This window comes from Paenibacillus helianthi (assembly GCF_001909055.1).
GTDB classification, from domain to species: Bacteria; Bacillota; Bacilli; order Paenibacillales; family Paenibacillaceae; genus Paenibacillus_AQ; species Paenibacillus_AQ helianthi.
In genome coordinates, this window is sequence record NZ_LVWI01000030.1 from 1 (window position 1) to 15,616 (window position 15,616).

General features: G+C 46.2%; 16 protein-coding genes. 11 read left to right on the forward strand and 5 right to left on the reverse strand.

Annotated elements, in window-relative coordinates; translation table 11 throughout:
- Positions 1-287, forward strand: a 287-nt coding sequence (locus tag A3844_RS07305; protein ID WP_143192031.1) for an integrase core domain-containing protein, incomplete at its 5' end; no start/stop codon positions are given.
- A 411-nt stretch (positions 288-698) separates the two neighbouring features.
- Here A3844_RS07305 and A3844_RS07310 read toward each other — a convergent pair.
- The 5 genes from A3844_RS07310 to A3844_RS07325 form a co-directional block, all read right to left on the reverse strand.
- Positions 699-2,237: an FTR1 family iron permease gene (locus A3844_RS07310; RefSeq protein WP_244169718.1), complete on the reverse strand. Its 1,539-nt coding sequence runs from the start codon at positions 2,235-2,237 to the stop codon at positions 699-701.
- Between the two features lie 73 nt (positions 2,238-2,310).
- Positions 2,311-2,607 (reverse strand): hypothetical protein, encoded by a 297-nt coding sequence (locus tag A3844_RS33390; RefSeq protein ID WP_244169719.1) that lies wholly within the window; start codon positions 2,605-2,607, stop codon positions 2,311-2,313.
- Between the two features lie 104 nt (positions 2,608-2,711).
- Positions 2,712-4,049, reverse strand: a complete 1,338-nt coding sequence (gene efeB / locus A3844_RS07315; RefSeq protein ID WP_083606742.1) for an iron uptake transporter deferrochelatase/peroxidase subunit — start codon at positions 4,047-4,049, stop codon at positions 2,712-2,714.
- Between the two features lie 5 nt (positions 4,050-4,054).
- Positions 4,055-4,951, reverse strand: a complete 897-nt coding sequence (gene efeO / locus A3844_RS07320) for an iron uptake system protein EfeO (RefSeq protein ID WP_074107032.1) — start codon at positions 4,949-4,951, stop codon at positions 4,055-4,057.
- Positions 4,952-5,293: 342 nt separating this feature from the next.
- Positions 5,294-6,268, reverse strand: a complete 975-nt coding sequence (locus A3844_RS07325) for a LacI family DNA-binding transcriptional regulator (RefSeq protein ID WP_074107033.1) — start codon at positions 6,266-6,268, stop codon at positions 5,294-5,296.
- Positions 6,269-6,594: 326 nt separating this feature from the next.
- On the opposite strand from A3844_RS07325, the gene A3844_RS07330 reads away from it, so the two are divergent.
- From A3844_RS07330 to A3844_RS07380, 10 genes are all read left to right on the forward strand, one after another.
- Positions 6,595-6,819, forward strand: a complete 225-nt coding sequence (locus A3844_RS07330; RefSeq protein WP_019908812.1) for a helix-turn-helix domain-containing protein — start codon at positions 6,595-6,597, stop codon at positions 6,817-6,819.
- Between the two features lie 199 nt (positions 6,820-7,018).
- Positions 7,019-8,992, forward strand: a complete 1,974-nt coding sequence (locus A3844_RS07335; RefSeq protein WP_074107034.1) for an AraC family transcriptional regulator — start codon at positions 7,019-7,021, stop codon at positions 8,990-8,992.
- Between the two features lie 27 nt (positions 8,993-9,019).
- Positions 9,020-9,607 (forward strand): nitroreductase family protein, encoded by a 588-nt coding sequence (locus tag A3844_RS07340; RefSeq protein ID WP_074107035.1) that lies wholly within the window; start codon positions 9,020-9,022, stop codon positions 9,605-9,607.
- Positions 9,608-9,774: 167 nt separating this feature from the next.
- On the forward strand, positions 9,775-10,254 hold the full coding sequence (locus A3844_RS07345) for an SRPBCC family protein (RefSeq protein ID WP_074107036.1): 480 nt from the start codon (positions 9,775-9,777) through the stop codon (positions 10,252-10,254).
- A gap of 134 nt (positions 10,255-10,388) precedes the next feature.
- Positions 10,389-10,868, forward strand: a complete 480-nt coding sequence (locus tag A3844_RS07350; RefSeq protein WP_074107037.1) for a hypothetical protein — start codon at positions 10,389-10,391, stop codon at positions 10,866-10,868.
- 45 nt (positions 10,869-10,913) lie between these two features.
- The gene (locus tag A3844_RS07355) at positions 10,914-11,471 is read left to right on the forward strand and encodes a hypothetical protein (RefSeq protein WP_074107038.1); all 558 of its coding nucleotides are present in this window, start codon (positions 10,914-10,916) and stop codon (positions 11,469-11,471) included.
- Between the two features lie 1,312 nt (positions 11,472-12,783).
- The gene (locus tag A3844_RS07365; RefSeq protein WP_074107040.1) at positions 12,784-13,545 is read left to right on the forward strand and encodes a SagB/ThcOx family dehydrogenase; all 762 of its coding nucleotides are present in this window, start codon (positions 12,784-12,786) and stop codon (positions 13,543-13,545) included.
- 220 nt (positions 13,546-13,765) lie between these two features.
- Positions 13,766-14,401, forward strand: a complete 636-nt coding sequence (locus tag A3844_RS07370; protein ID WP_244169720.1) for an NUDIX domain-containing protein — start codon at positions 13,766-13,768, stop codon at positions 14,399-14,401.
- An 85-nt stretch (positions 14,402-14,486) separates the two neighbouring features.
- Entirely contained in the window at positions 14,487-15,023 is a 537-nt protein-coding gene (locus tag A3844_RS07375) for a hypothetical protein (protein WP_244169721.1), read from the forward strand.
- Between the two features lie 29 nt (positions 15,024-15,052).
- Positions 15,053-15,616, forward strand: a complete 564-nt coding sequence (locus A3844_RS07380) for a GNAT family N-acetyltransferase (RefSeq protein ID WP_074107042.1) — start codon at positions 15,053-15,055, stop codon at positions 15,614-15,616.

A 15,616-nucleotide genomic window follows, 5' to 3' on the forward strand; every position in this document is an offset into this window, starting at 1 on the left:
AACGCCTGAACAAATACCATATGAAGGCGAGCATGAGCCGCAAGGGGAATTGCTATGACAATGCCTGTATCGAATCCTTTCATAGCATCCTAAAGAAAGAGTTTGTCTATTGCACCAAATTCAAAACAAAACAGCAAGCGCAGGATGAGATGTTCCAGTATATTGAGTTTTTTTATAACCGCAAGCGAATCCACAGTGCACTGGGTTATCTTTCCCCTGTCCAATTTGCAGCGAAGTTCAAAAGAAAAAGACCGCATAAATCTATTTTTTTATGTCCACTTTCTTGACGGAAGTCCAAAAGTAGATTTAATTACCTCCATTTCCACGTCATTCAGTGATTTTGAAGTGAATAAGTGGACTTTTTCCAACTGAATACCTTCGGGGAGATTACAGAACAAAACGAAATGGAGAAATTCCACCTAAGTTACCTGGAAACTAAGGCAATCGCCAACCGAAACCATCTGAATTGTTGAGCTGCAAGCCCATCTATTCATAAAATCCGTAAGTGCTATCCGATCACCAACACCGCAAAAAACCTCCACAGAGCGCAATAGCGGATTTGTAGTCCGTGATGCTAACTCCATGGAGGCGGTTGTAGAGTAGATAGGATTCTGATAAATCACACTGTAGAACGTGAACTTGAGAAGGCTCGTAATCAAGAAACGCGTTGTTATACCAGGCAGTTCCGCAATTTGCCGCTATTCGGCTGTCCGTGACTTGCCGGCTGCTCCTCTGCTGCGCAGCAGCTCCCAGAGAATGAAGACCAGCATGAGGAGCTGTGGCACCAGGGTTTCCCAGGTCGGGAACAAACCGAGCCAGCCGATGGAAGGCAAGGCGTTCTCCGCATGTGCAGGAAGACTGCCTGCTACCTGAAGGGCATGAATGCTCTCGCCGAGGAAGCGGAACACCAAATAGTAGATTAGCACTGTGGCTATGCGGAAGAAGGCGGCAATCGGCAATTTTGCACTTAAGGCGATAATGGCATAACCCAGGACGATCAGCACGGCCAGCGCGCCCCCAATCCCGAGCAACAGCTGCGAAACGGCGATGGAAGGAGCCATTCCCACATAGAAGATAGTGGTTTCCGCACCTTCACGCAAAATGGCCAAAGCCGCTACCAGGAACAAGGACCATAGATTGCCCCGGGCCAGCGCACCGTCTACCTGATGGCCTACATAATTGTTCCAGGCTGCCGTATTGGACTTGCCGTGCAGCCAGCGGCCAATCGTGAGCATCATCACCACGGCAAACAGCCCGGTAATGCCCTCAATCAGCTCGCGTGCTCCGCCGGAAGCCGCTTTGGAGATGGTCATACTTAAGATGACAGCGAGCAGGATGCTGCCGGCAAGTCCGGCTGCGGCCCCCGACCAGATCCAGCGCCGGGTTCCGGGAGTACCTTCCCTCTTGAGGTACGAGAGGAGAGCGGCGAGCACAAGAATGGCCTCCAGACCTTCGCGCAGCAGAATCAGTGCAGCGTCCCAGGCTGTATAGCTTGTTTCTCCGGCCAGCGGTGTCAGCTCAGAGAGCATATTATCCATGGCCGCCAGCGCCTGATCGAGTTTGGGCGGATTGGAGAGAAGATCGCCCGTGACCGCTGCACTTTCATTTTCAATATTCGCGTAGGCCTTGGGCGACGCAATCTGCACCTTGCCTTCGGCTGAAGGCCAGGCCGTGATGAACTGCTCCATGATGCCTGCTGCTTGTGCGCTGTTACCCGCGGTTGCTGCGGCGGAGGCCTGCTTCAGGTAGCCGATCAGGGCTTCAACCGATGCCGGCTCCGCGGAGGCGCTCTCGGTATCGACTGCTTTGCCTTCACGATAATCGGCTAGCAGCGTATACAGCGCTTCCGCTTCGGTCAGTGCGGCTTCTTCGCGCAGCGGCTGAGCCTGCAGCGAGATACGCAGCAGGCTCATCTTCGTCTCCAGGAGGCCGTAGACGGCTGGATTATCGGCGCGGATGCCGCGCTCCGCCGGCTTCCAGCCGCTCACCACGGCGCGGTACGCTTCTGCGGCCGCAGCCCAGTCGCCGCTGCGCGCCGCCTCCCGCACGCGCTCTGCCGCGGGCAGCAGCTTCGCCGCCGCTTCACGGCCGGCGGCGCTGGAGTCCGCGCCGCCCGTGCCGGAGGCGGCGCTCACATACGCATCCACGCTTCTGGCAAGCGTGGACAGCGCGGTTTTGGCGGGCGTTTCGCCGCCCGCCGCAAGGGCCGCCGCCGCGTCTGCGAGCGCGGCGTCCACAGCGGAAGCCGGACCGGCGAGTGCCGGGTCCGGCGTGCCGGCGTTCGCGGTGCGCCACAGCGCAGCGAACGTGTCAACATCGGCGGCGGCCGCGTCCCAGCGGCTCTGGCCGGCCTCGACGAGCGCGCTGCCGACTGGCGGCAGCAGCTCGTCCAGCGGCGTGCCCGCCGCCGCGGCTGTGGCTGCTGGCCTGCTGAGCAGCAGCAGGCACAGGCAGCCGAGCAACACGGCTGCGTGCAGCCCGTAGCGCTGCGTCTTCCTGCCCGCTTCCGGTACAGTCAGACGCTGACGCGGTTTCGGCAGCCATCCGCCCGGGACTTTTTGCACCAGTTTCTGTACCAACAACAACATCGGGAGTACCCCTTTCCATTTTAACCGGGTAAGCCGGAAGTCGGGTTTGTGCTCTTCTATGGTTGTATATGCCTTATCCTTCACTGCGATTGACCCCCGTTTATCTTTTTTTTGTTCGCGTACTCAGCCCAGCAGGGCTTCTCCGAGGTATCCGCCTTCGCGAACGCCCGGCAGGCAGGCAAATACCGCGCTGCCGGTATGTACCATGTATTCGTTCAGACGGTCATTTTTGGCGAGGCGCTTCTGAATGCTCACGAACTGCTTCACCAGATCCTTCTGGAAACTGATGAACAGCAGACCCGCATCCAGTTGCCCGGTGGTAAGATCCATGCCGCTGGAAAAAGAATAAGAGCGGCGCAGCATTTTGACTGTGCCGTCCCCATGGGCGAGTGCCGAGTGGGAATCGGGCGGGATGACCGGCTTCCCGGCAGGATCGGCCGCATCCAGGTTCAACTTGGCGAATTCATCGGTAGCTCCGATAGGTGCGCCGCTTTTACGGTGGCGTCCGAAGGTGGCCTCTTGATCACTTAACGAGGAACGGTCCCATACCTCAATGCGCAGCCGCACCCGGCGCACGGCCATGTAAGTGCCGCCGTTCATCCAGGCGGGGCTTTCGCTGCCGCACCAGACCACCTCGCGCATTTCGGCCGCATCGGTAACATCGGGGTTGCCCGTGCCATCCTTGAAGCCAAGCAGATTGCGCGGAGTGCCGCCTTTGGGGTCGGCACCGCCAGTGCGCTGGAAACCTTCCTGTGTCCAGCGGAGTACGGCGGTTCCTCTAGCGATGCGGGCCAGGTTGCGGATGGCGTGGAACGCCACCTGCAGATCGTCCGCACAGGCCTGCACGCAAAGATCGCCGCCGCACCACTGCGGATCCAGACTGTCTCCCGCAAAGGCCGGAAGATCGGCGAAGGTAGACGGACGTTTCGAAGCAAGTCCGTAACGTCCGTCGAATAATGAAGGGCCCACCCCAAAAGTAATCGTACATTTGGAGGGGGTGAGCCCGTCGGCTTCTCCTGTATCGGATGGAGGCAGGTTTGGATTTTCATTGGCGTTGCCGATCAGGGTTCCTGAGGTCAAGGCAGCCGCAGCCGTGGTCCAGGACTGCAGCAGCTTTTTGACATCGGCGATGCTGGAAGTCGTCAGATCAAATGAAGCGAAGCAGAGGAAATTTTGCGCAGGAGTCAGAATTCCGGCCTGATGGCTGCCGTAGAACGGGATGATATCCTCACTGGAGGCTTGCGGTGCAGGAGCGGCCGGATGGACTGCACCGCTGGCCGCCAATATACCGCTAACCCCGCCGCCGCCCAGCAATAGTCCAAGGCCGGAGGCTCCGGTAAGCCGCAGCATCTCGCGGCGGCTTAGTTTTTTATCGAAGATTTGTCCACTCTTGGTTCCGTTCTTAACCTCTTCTATGGCTTCCTGCCCGTTATCGTACAGGTTGTTTACTTTCTTTTTCATGCCGGTCACACTCCTAGAATGGTCCCCATATTGGAGAGGGGTTCCGCCAAAGCGTCGAGATTCTGGCTTAATTTACGTACTTCATCTTCTTTAAGAGTTTCATAGGAAACGTATCCGTCCCCGGATTTAAAAGGAGCCAGTTCGGCCAGCAGAGCGGTGAACTTGTCTCCGATCGTTTTTTCCAGTGCCGGATCTTTCTTGGCCAGCTCGGGCTTCAGCAGCTCATAAATCTTCTGCGCACCTTCCACGTTGGCAACAAAATCATACAAGTCCGTATGGGAGTAACGTTCCTCTTCACCGGTTACCTTGGAGGAGGACACCTCGTTCAGCAGCTCGACAGCTCCTGTAACAAGCAGGCTTTCGTCAATATCCACCGTTTCGACCTTGGCTCGCAGCAGCTGGGCATCCTTCAACAGCTGATCTGCCACCTCGGCCATTCCGTTTGTGGTCTTATTCTGCCAGAGTGCTTGTTCAATCTTGTGGAACCCCCGCCATTCAGCCGGATCTACATCATTCTCACGGGCATCGATATTCGGGTCCAGATCTCCAAGCGCCTCAGCAATCGGCTCGATCCGTTCGTAATACATGCGGGCTGGAGCGTACAGCGCTTTGGCTTCATCCAGTTTTCCGGCTTTGACAGCATCGGTAAAACCTTCAGTCTGCTTCACAAAAGCATCGCTTTGTTCAATGACATAAGCACGGTATTGCTCAATGGCAGAGGTGAAGTCAGCAGCGGCGGCAGAAGTTTCGGCATTAACTGCTGGAGCATTCGTTGCAGCAGCTGTGGCCGCTGCCTCATTATTGGAGTTATTTCCTTTATTATTGTTGCCATTGTCCCCACAGCCGGCAAACAGAATGGAGGACGCAATCAGGCCGGCGGGAAGCGCATAACTATACTTCACTCAAAACACCCCTTTTTTATATATGCAAATGATAATCGTTATCACTAGTGCTGGATTTATCATAAGTGTCTGCGCAAGGGCTGTCAATATAAAAATGTGATTTATATCACTGTGTTGTCACTGCATGAAATATCACGCGCGCATGAGGAGCAGCCGGATAATTGCTAGGGGATGTCAGAGCAGAAGTGAGGAGAAAGTGACAGGGGAGTAGAATGTTGTGTGTAAGAAGGGGGTGAACAAGAAGCTGAGGTCTGGGAAACTCATTGCAGTTTGTGCAATGGAATATCCTGTTCAGGCGCACCCCAAGCGGATCTTTATCCGAAGCTTGTACACACCTTGGCTTTACACCGTAGACCGCTCAATGATCCGATATTCCAGTTTGCGGGTCACCGGAAGGCTGCTGCCGTGAATATGCTTATGGACAATTTCGAAGGCCGCCGAACCCATCTGATAGAGTTGGTTGTCAATCGTTGTGATTTCAAGCAACCGTCCGATTGGCTGGTTGTCGAACCCCATCACTGCAAGCTCCTCCGGGATGCTGAGGCCGTGCTTGCGGGCTTCAATAATCAGGCCTGCGGCCACGTGATCGCCGGAAATAATCATCGCTTCAGGCCGGCTTCGCATATCCAGCAGACGCCGGGCCACCTCCGCACCGTCCTCTTCCCGCACACAGTCGAAGATCATCCACTCCGGATCGAAGGGCAGCCCTTTTTCCGCAAGAAAATCCTGAAAAGCACTCTGGCGGATAGAGGCACTGCTGCCGTTCTCCCGGCCTTCACAATAACCGATTTTGCGGTGTCCCTTGCTGTGCAGATAATCCAGCCCGTGGCGGAATGCGGCATAATGCTCTATATATACGGAAGAGTACGGGCGTTCCCCGCTATTCTGGCAGGTTACAATCGGTCCGTAAGCACAGTAGGGCTCAATCATCTCAGGCTTCAGCGCAGTCGAGACAATGACTACTCCGTCAATTTCTTTGTTACGCAGCATATTCAGTACTTTAAGCTCCTCTTCGGGGACATAGTTGGTCTGGCACAGAATCAGACGATATTGCGCCATCAGCGCTGCTTGCGCCAGACCGTCCATTACCACCGAGAAATAGAAGGAATTGATCATCGGCAGAATAACCGCAACCGCCCCGGTGCGGCCCGTGATCAGATGAACAGCGTTCATATTGCGTGTATAATTCAGCTGCTCTATGGTTTTCAGCACGGCTGTTCTTTTGTCTTTGCTTACATAAGGATGATTGTTCAGCACGCGTGATACAGTCGTTACGGAAACCCCGGCAATGCGGGCAATTTCTTTGATATTGGCCATCGGACCGCCTCCTGGGACAAGAGATATAGTTCTTCTATTTTAGCATATTGTTCGCTTGCAGCCCTCCGAATATAAAGCTTGCTATGGAATCCATTTCATAAAATATACTGAAGCTGCACCAGCATTACCGGAGAAACCGGCGTGACCGCAAGGGCGTGACGGACCGGTATATGTAACAGGTGTGCTTTCTGATGGACAAGCAGGCGCAGCCGCCCATTTTAAGGCAGTCACCGCACCAATATCACCCCCCATACATAAAATGATTTTGACTGTATCCCTTTACCTTGTTATACCAAACAAACCCAGGGCAAGGAGGGGTGACACCATTGAAAGGGAACGAACATCACAGCAAATTTCTCTTGACGCATCGTGAGCGCGAAGTATTCGAGCTTCTTGTGCAGGACAAAACCACACGGGATATTGCCGGATTGTTATTCATCAGTGAGAAAACCGTCCGCAATCACATCTCCAACGTCATGCAAAAACTAAACGTCAAAGGCCGTTCGCAAGCGGTTGTCGAGCTGATCAAGCTTGGGGAGCTGAAGATATAGCTGCCGTGCTACAGAAGCGACGCGTTTACGCCTTCTTTTACCTTTAGGGGTGAGGGGAGGTTTTTTGTTTGTTCACTCCATGCTAGTAGTAAGATATCCATTGTAGTTGAGAATGATTATCGATAGAATGAGTATTAGTATAAATGTAAGCATTTCTTGCTGGTTTTAGCATACATAAAGTTCTATGGAAGGTGAAGCGATGGACTTAGAAGAGCATATTAGGCTTTGGAATCTGGCCTCGATCAAAATATGGGATGTACGGCATAGGGTGTTACGTGCCGGCGAACAAGTCAATGCCTATCGATTGCCTGTCAGCGGTTTTTTATATACGATACGGGGAAGTGCGGCAGTTACGCTGGACGGCACCACGTACGTAGTTGATAAGATGCAAGTCTTGCATGGAGGTAAGGGAGTATGTTTGGATATTTCCCTCACGGATAATCACTTCGAATATTACATAATACTCTATCGGGCTAACCTGTCTTTGTCGGGCAGCCGTGAGATTCAAGCGCTATTAAGGCAACATGCTCCATTTCATGTTCAGTATGCTCTTGTCCCTGTCTATCCCGTCGACTTATACGACAAAGTCCAAAAAATAGACCAATATTGGAGGCTGACGGATGAGTGTGCCAAATTTCAGGTGAAAACGCTATTCTACCAATTTATTAACGAATTGATGAGACAGCTAAGTATGCAGGATATTCAAACTGCCAAGCCCAATCTGGTCGCCCAAGCTGTTCGTTACCTTCATGAAAACTATGCACTACCGATTATGGTCGATCCAATGGCGGAACTTCTGGACTGCAGCGCAGGGCATCTGTCGAGAATCTTCAAGAAAGAGACTGGAAGCAGTCTAATCACATATTTAACCCGGATTCGAATGGACAAAGCCAAAGAGCTGTTGTTGCGTACGGACGCATCCCTGCAGGAAATTGCCGAAGGTATAGGTATCCCGGATGTTATTTATTTCAATCGCTTATTCAAAAAGCAGGTAGGGGTATCGCCAGGCCGTTTCAAACAGGTGTGCATCAGTCTGCCTGGGAGTCAGGATATTACTATAGGAAGGTCAGAATTGTCCATTGTCAGGCATAAACTTCGCGCTTATAATCCTACTGATGATGATAATCATTATCAATATAAACGAGAAGGAGACTTACGCACGCTCATGAAATCGAGACAATCCGTTACGATGCTACTGATACTCAGCCTTACGCTATTATTAGCTGCCTGCTCCTCCTCTCAGAATACTTCGCCAGCAAGCGGGAGTGGACAGAACGGCAGCAGTGCGCAACCGACCGCTGTTGCACAATCTACAGAACAGCCAGCCGTACAAGAGCGGGTGATTAAGCATGCATGGGGAGAAACTGTCATTAAGGGCGAGACCAAGCATATTATTTCGCTGTTCCCTGCCGTTACGGACTATTTACTAGCCCTCGGCATTGTACCCCAGGCTGCTTCGAGTAATGAAGAAGGCAGTGATCGGTTTCCTACCTATCTGGCAGATCAATTGGAAGGGAAAATGAATTTGGGTTGGCAGGTGGATCCGAATTTTGAAAGTATATTAGCGACAGATCCGGATCTTATTATTGGTCAGGACTTCATGGGTGATGCCTATGAGAGTCTCAGTAAAATTGCTCCCACCTTGCTCGCAGAGAAGGTGAAGGATGAGCAAGGCGTTATTCGTATGAAAACGAGCTTGCTAAAAATGGGGGAAATGTTAGGTAGGACGGAACAAGCCAAGCAGGTTATTGAAGAATATGAGAAAAAGGCTGCAAAAGCCCGTGAGAAGATCAAACAAGCTATCGGAGATGAGACAGTGATGTTTCTACGGCTATCCGATAAAGAAGTGCGGTATTACAGTAAACGAAATTATGAGGTTCTTTATGATGATCTCGCCCTTACTCCACCTTCTTCTATACCTGATCCAGCTGAATCGATGCAGATTATCTCCATGGAGTCATTGCCATCTATTAATCCGGACCATATTTTCCTCCTGTCATCAGACCCGGAAGAAACAAGTGAGTTGCAGAAAACTGCAGTGTGGAAAAGCCTGAAGGCTGTTAAAAACAACCATGTCTATATCGTTGACTACGGCTTGTGGTTCCAAGGTCCGGGCGGTCCGATCGGACAAAGTAAAATTATCGATGAAGCGGTGCATTGGCTCACCCAATAAGGGAATACGACGGGAGGATCAACCGATATGGTAACATCCGCAATAGAGATGCTAATTCGTGAAAGAAGAACCATTCGTCAGTTCAATGAAAAACCGCTGGCAAAAGAAACGATCGTAAATTTGTTGGAAGCAGCCGTATGGGCACCGGTACATTCACGCAAGGAGCCGTGGCGATTCATCTTATTTATGGAAGAGGGAAGGAAGCGATTTGCTGATGGGGTCCTGCATACGTTCTCCAAGGACGAGCGGGAGCGCTGGGAAGAGAAGCTGCAGAACGATTACTGCGAGCGTATTCAAGCTCATCTGCTTGTTGTTATCGAGGCCGATCCCAGACAACGGGAATGGGAAGACGCTGTGGGTGCAGGCTCAGCCCTTATTCAGAACATACAATTGCTGGCATGGGAGCAGGGAATTGGCGTAGTGTGGAAGACGAATGAATATAATTTCGATCCCGATTTCTGCAGAATTACAGGCGTGAAACCGGGCGAGAGAATCATCGGCACGCTTCATCTTGGTTATTTCGATCAGGATAAGATTCCTAAGCCCCGTCCTCGTACACCCGCACGAGAACTGCTGACCTGTATCTCGTCCGTAGACGGAGATGAGCAGCTGTAATAGTAATAGATGACTCCAAAAGGATTGGAGCCTTTGAGGTTAAACAACCTTGAAGGCTCCATTTTTATTCCCAGTATTTAGAATAGTTGCTATACTGAACATTATACGCATATGAGCGTGAGAAGAAGGCCTTTATTAAATCATGTTCATTGAGCGAGGTGTTCTGTATGGTTACTGTAAAGACTGAAATTATTATAGATGCTCCCATATCTCATTGTTTTGACTTAGCCAGAGATATTGAATTACATACCCAAACCGTTTGGAAACATACCAAAGAAAAGGCAGTAGCAGGCACAATAACCGGGAAGATAAATGAAGGAGAAATTGTAACCTTTCAGGCTTCTCACTTTTTAATTAGACAGAAGTTAACATCGAGAATTACCGCATTCAAGAAACCGTATTATTTTGTAGATGAAATGATGCAAGGAGCATTTAAAAGTTTAAGGCATGAACATAAATTTGAAGAATATAACGGGAAGACCGTAATGACAGATACATTAACATTTACAGCCCCGTTAGGAATTGTGGGATGGATCATCGAAAGAATAATATTAATAAACTATATGAAGAGATTTTTAGAACATAGAAATAATCAACTAAAGATAATTGCAGAAGAGAGATCCGGAAGGTCTTATTTGTGTGAGTAATTCAAGGGGGCACTGACATCGTCTGATTTCACGCTTCGGGACTTCGGCCCCCTAAGCCAGTGAGGTTCGTGAACGCAGAAGGTTATGTTAAATTTTGCGGAAATTAACTTTATGGAATAATGAAAGGAATTAAAATGAAAAGATATATTGAATTTTCTTTTTATCTACCGTTTTTTGATTTGATAGATGATACGTTTGAGGTCTTTAGCTTAGAAGAATTAATGAGACAATTAGTTATAAGATTTAATTTTATGGAATTATGTGACCGGTATTTATCATATGGCGAAGGACCTAGCAGAGCAGGAAAGGGAGATGTTTATGTGTTTTTTACGGAAGACGATAGAGAGAGTTTTATATTAATAGATTTATTTAATGACTTTACGGATCAGCATAACATGGTGAAATTAGGAGTCCGCTATGAAATTAAACATCAGAATGATAAGCAGATAAGGAACATACTTCATAATATACACTCAAGGGCAGAGATTAAAAGTAAAATAAAAGAGAGTGATGATGATTTACTGAAGTTAGAGATCAACAACGAAGATTATCCAAAAGAGATTCGTTATGGGGATCAAATATACATGAAGAATATTTGTTATAACACCATATAGACCTTATGTGAAATCTGTGCAAACCAGAAAGGAGAGCATAGTTCAATGAATAAGATCTCAGAATTCAATAGGCCATTCAAAGCCGTATTAAAGCAATTTTTATCTTATAGAAGCTCAAGTTGGAATCTTCATGATTATCCAATTGAATTTAGGAAACAGAAGATGCTTGATCTAACTGGTACCAACTTAACTATGTATCCATGGGAAGCTAGGATAGTAAATTGGTATTGGATGAACGGAGATGGAAGTTCAAAGAAAGAAGCATATTTAAGACTTGAAGAAAATTTTGAACAATATAAATCGGCAGGGAAAGATCTCCCAAGGCCAGGAACGAAAATGGAGGTAATGTTTGCTAACGTTTCAAGAATTGATAATCTCGAATCAGAGGCAATTCAATTTTTTAATGAAGTATTAGATATGAATTATTTAGAGATGTTTATCTCGGATGAATCTTCATTATATGATTTCTGTTGGTCAGATATATTAATACTTGATGCAAATGTTAAGATTAATAAACTTTATGGAATTCATATCAATGATATTGAGGGATTAAGGATAGTTGATATTCTGGAGCGGATCAAGGATGGCACACGCATTACATAACACTATTTCCCCGCTGGGCCATTCGGCCCTCGCATAACATAAGATTCAGGCTATGGCTCCCTAGGAGTCTTGGTCCGTGCGATTGACTTCGAAAAAGCAATTCAGCAGATAACACTACGGGTTCGTGAATACAGAACGTTATCTTGAAAGCGAAAGGGAAATAAATGAAAATAAATATAAGATACCCTTTAAATATTAGGTTAATTATCGGCATGTCGATCCTGACTTTATTATGTATTCTTAATATCATTGCTACAAGCGATAGATCCAATAAACTACTTTATTTGGCTTTTAGTATTGTCTATCTACTAATTATTACTGCAGCTGTTACAAGGAGACTTCTTAAACCCAAGCTATTGCAACTCGATAATAAAGTATTAATTATCAAAAACTATCAACTTGAAGCCAGTGAAATAAGCCAAATAAATATTGAACGTAATGGCGTAATCGGAATTAAACCAAAGAGGAATAGAATTGTCCCAATAGGTTTATGTTTTAAATTTAGTAACACCAATAAGGAAATAAATACCTTAATAGAATGGGCGAGGAACAACAATATTGAAGTGAATCACAAAACATTTTTTAAATGGATCTAAAGAAATTGAAAGTCGGCATCAGATAACACCATGTTCAGGCATCGGTCCGGTCGATGTTCGATGTGAATCGACGAGGCATCTCAGTAGTAGGAAGTGGAATCATCCGGACACATCCGCACCATCCGACCGTATCGCGCTTGTGGTACGTCGAGAACTCCGGAACGATCGACTCCTGAGAGGCTAAGTCTTCGAACCGGCGTTTTCGCGCCTTTAGCCTCTCGTATCCGTGAATACAAGAACGTTATCTGAAAGATACGCAATGAATTTTTGAACCTAACAATGAAAGGAGATAGCGAAATGACTTTACTCCTTATAGTTATCTTGGTAATTGGATTGGCTGGAATTATAGGAAATCAATATTCTGGACTAAGAAAGATGGATGATCTTCAGCGGTCATTAAATGATCTAAAGTCAAAAACTAAGGACCATGAATAAGGAGAAGTAAAGGATCCCTACAATGTTAGTTAATTGCATATTCATGCGGCGGACCTGAAGGTCCTTGGTCTGCAGCAGCTATAGGGGAAGCGGAAACAGCTGAAGAGTATAGCTGCCCTGCTACAGAAGCGATGCGTTTACGCCTTCTTTCACCCTTAGGGTTGAGGGGAGGTTTATTGAAGTTTGCTCACCCAAAACAACTGAATAGTGCGTTCGATCACCATCTAATTTTTATGACATGATAAATTAAAGCTATAAAAGGTAATTCAGGAGGATCAGTTATGAAAAGATACGAACAACAAAGGCACTTTCTGAAATCTAATTTTCATGAATTCAAACATATAAAAACAGATAAGATCAAAGGACTTGCACAACCACCAATTGTTAAACCCTTTGATCCGAAATCGGTAATTATTGATTTGCCAAAGATCAGCAAAGACGTTGTATGTAAAGAAAACGTTTTTGATATTATAGATCAAAGAAGAAGTACGAGGTTTTATTCTGAGGAGACTTTAAGTCTGGATGAGTTATCCTATTTATTATGGGCTACCCAAGGGATAACCGGTATGAATAAGAACGGACTTACGCTTCGAACTGTCCCATGCAGTGGAGCAACACACACTTTTGAAACGTATTTGTTTATTATGCGGGTAGAAGGCATTGAGCAAGGAATCTACAGATACCTTCCTGTAGAACATAAGCTCTTATTCATGTTTGAATTAGAAAAAATTGAACAGAAGATTGATGCGATTACTTTGGATCAGCCATTTGTCCCTAACTTTGCAAAAAAGGCCTCTGTACTGTTTGCATGGAGTACAACTCCCTATCGCTCCGAATGGAAGTATGATATTTCAGCTCACAAAAAAATCCTCATCGATGCTGGACATGTATGTCAAAACCTTTATTTAGCCAGTGAATCTATCGGTGCAGGTGCTTGCGCCATTGGAATCTATGATCAAAAGTTGATTGATGAGATTTTAGAGTTAGATGGTGATGATGAATTTGTGATATATCTCGGTGCAGTTGGGAAGAAACGGGAATAGCCGCTCACGAATGTACCACCCATCAACACAATTGTTGCATTGGCTTTCTGAATACATTGACAGCATAATAGATGACTCCACAAGCATTGGAGCCTTTGAGGTGAAAAACCTTAAAGGCTCCTTTTTAATTCCCAATATTTTGAATGGCTGATATACTGGAGGAGAAAATAGGAAGATCAAAGTTAGATGTGAATTCGCGGACTCCGAAAGGATGAGTGAGATGAACAAAGCGATTATTGAAAATATAAGTGAAATGATATTTATCCGTAGAAAAGACCTATTTGTTTCGTCTGATGTAGTCATATATCATCCAGGTCATTTTCCTGAACTGAATATACAGATATTGGAACTCTATAAAAATGAGGGTTTTAAAAGAGAAGGAGACTATGGAATGGTAAAAAAAGAACAAACACAAAAATATCATGTGCTCGCACGAGGAGTCATATTAGCTGATAACCATCTTTTAGTTGCACATTGCTTAGGAATGGATAACACATTTTTACCAGGAGGACATGTTGAATTTCATGAGAGTATTAAATCCTCTTTGTATAGAGAAATATATGAAGAACTTGGTTTAATAAGTCAGGTTGGTCCTTACATTGGAGCGGTAGAAGCTGGACATGAGGATGAGGGAACCTATCATCAAGAGATCAATCATGTTTTTATTACTACATTGGAAAATGTAGATCGTAGAAAGAATCCAGAATCAAAAGAGAGTCATTTGGAATTTTATTGGATACCTTTAAGTGAGATGGATGTACATAATCTGCTTCCTCAACCCATGCGAAAGATGATAACAAACTATATTAATGGCATTGAAGGGCCGTATTTTGAAAGTACGTTCAAAGAGGTGTGAAGGCAAAGCAAGGTAACCATTACAACAAGACCGTATTTCTTAACAATAAATCTTAATGATTTATGGATAAGGGGGAGAAATGAGATTGAGATTGAGATTGTTATATTTAGGCCTATCAGCCTTTTTAATATCTATAATGGTTGGTTGTTCCCAGCCACAAGCATTTGAAGCTTTTTTTCATGAAAAGTTGGAGCAACTCCATAAAGGAGAAGAAAATTATTCCTATAAGCTCGTTCACAAGGAGTTTAATGTGGTACATCAAGATGATGCGGTGGCTGTATTTAAAGAAAATAATAAACGTGGAGAACAAATATTTATAGCTTATTTGGAGAAACGGGATAAACAATGGAGTTGGATACAAACAAGAGGTGCGGAATGGAACTCCCCGATGAAATGGTCTTCAATGAATCAACCCCCTTTTATATACTCAGGTACAATAAGTGGAGATTCGATAAGAGAAGTATATGCAGGTGAAGAGCTTGCGCAAATCATTGATGTTGAAGAGGGTAAGCGGTTTTGGTATGCAATTAGTCCGATTAAAGATGTGCAAGTGATGGTGGTTAAAGAGGATGGTACTAAAGAAATTATTGATGAATTTGACTTCAAAAAAAGCGTTAGGTGAAATGACCCAAACCCTGAAGGGAGAAGAAGATGTCTCAATTTCCTATATTAGAAACAGAAAGATTAATACTCCGACAACTTAAACAAGACGATGCCAGGGAAGTTTTTCAATATTTCTCTTTGGATGAAGTTACGAAGTTTTATGATTTGGAGAGTTTTACTACTATCAATCAAGCAGAAGCATTAATTGGGCGCTGGAATCAAAAATTCGAAGAAAATCAAGGCTTTCGCTGGGGAATAACTTTGAAGTCAGATCACAGAGTCATTGGAACCTGTGGATTTCATGGTTGGATGAAAAAACATTCTAAAGCTGAAATTGGATATGAACTCACTCCAGAATATTGGCGCAAAGGTATTATGACCGAGGCGAATCAAAAGATCATTGAATTCGGATTTAACGAACTTAGATTGAACAGAATCGAAGCATTTGTAGAGCCGGAGAATTTGAGTTCAAGGAAGGTGCTTGAGAAAAAGGGGTTTTGTGAAGAAGGGGTATTGAAGGAACATTATTTTTGGGGGAACCGGTTTGTGGATGTTGTGATATATGCCTTGCTTAAGAAAGACTATCTGAATGACATATGTAATCTGGGCTAG

What these genes read in the sequence shown, in the direction of transcription:
- A3844_RS07355 (WP_074107038.1), top strand. Translation starts at nt 10,914, where the DNA reads ATGAATAAGATCTCAGAATTCAATAGGCCATTCAAAGCCGTATTAAAG.
- A3844_RS33390 (WP_244169719.1), bottom strand. Translation starts at nt 2,607, where the DNA reads ATGGAAAGGGGTACTCCCGATGTTGTTGTTGGTACAGAAACTGGTGCA.
- A3844_RS07340 (WP_074107035.1), top strand. Translation starts at nt 9,020, where the DNA reads ATGGTAACATCCGCAATAGAGATGCTAATTCGTGAAAGAAGAACCATT.
- A3844_RS07365 (WP_074107040.1), top strand. Translation starts at nt 12,784, where the DNA reads ATGAAAAGATACGAACAACAAAGGCACTTTCTGAAATCTAATTTTCAT.
- A3844_RS07370 (WP_244169720.1), top strand. Translation starts at nt 13,766, where the DNA reads ATGAACAAAGCGATTATTGAAAATATAAGTGAAATGATATTTATCCGT.
- A3844_RS07350 (WP_074107037.1), top strand. Translation starts at nt 10,389, where the DNA reads ATGAAAAGATATATTGAATTTTCTTTTTATCTACCGTTTTTTGATTTG.
- efeB (WP_083606742.1), bottom strand. Translation starts at nt 4,049, where the DNA reads ATGAAAAAGAAAGTAAACAACCTGTACGATAACGGGCAGGAAGCCATA.
- A3844_RS07380 (WP_074107042.1), top strand. Translation starts at nt 15,053, where the DNA reads ATGTCTCAATTTCCTATATTAGAAACAGAAAGATTAATACTCCGACAA.
- A3844_RS07325 (WP_074107033.1), bottom strand. Translation starts at nt 6,268, where the DNA reads ATGGCCAATATCAAAGAAATTGCCCGCATTGCCGGGGTTTCCGTAACG.
- A3844_RS07335 (WP_074107034.1), top strand. Translation starts at nt 7,019, where the DNA reads ATGGACTTAGAAGAGCATATTAGGCTTTGGAATCTGGCCTCGATCAAA.
- A3844_RS07345 (WP_074107036.1), top strand. Translation starts at nt 9,775, where the DNA reads ATGGTTACTGTAAAGACTGAAATTATTATAGATGCTCCCATATCTCAT.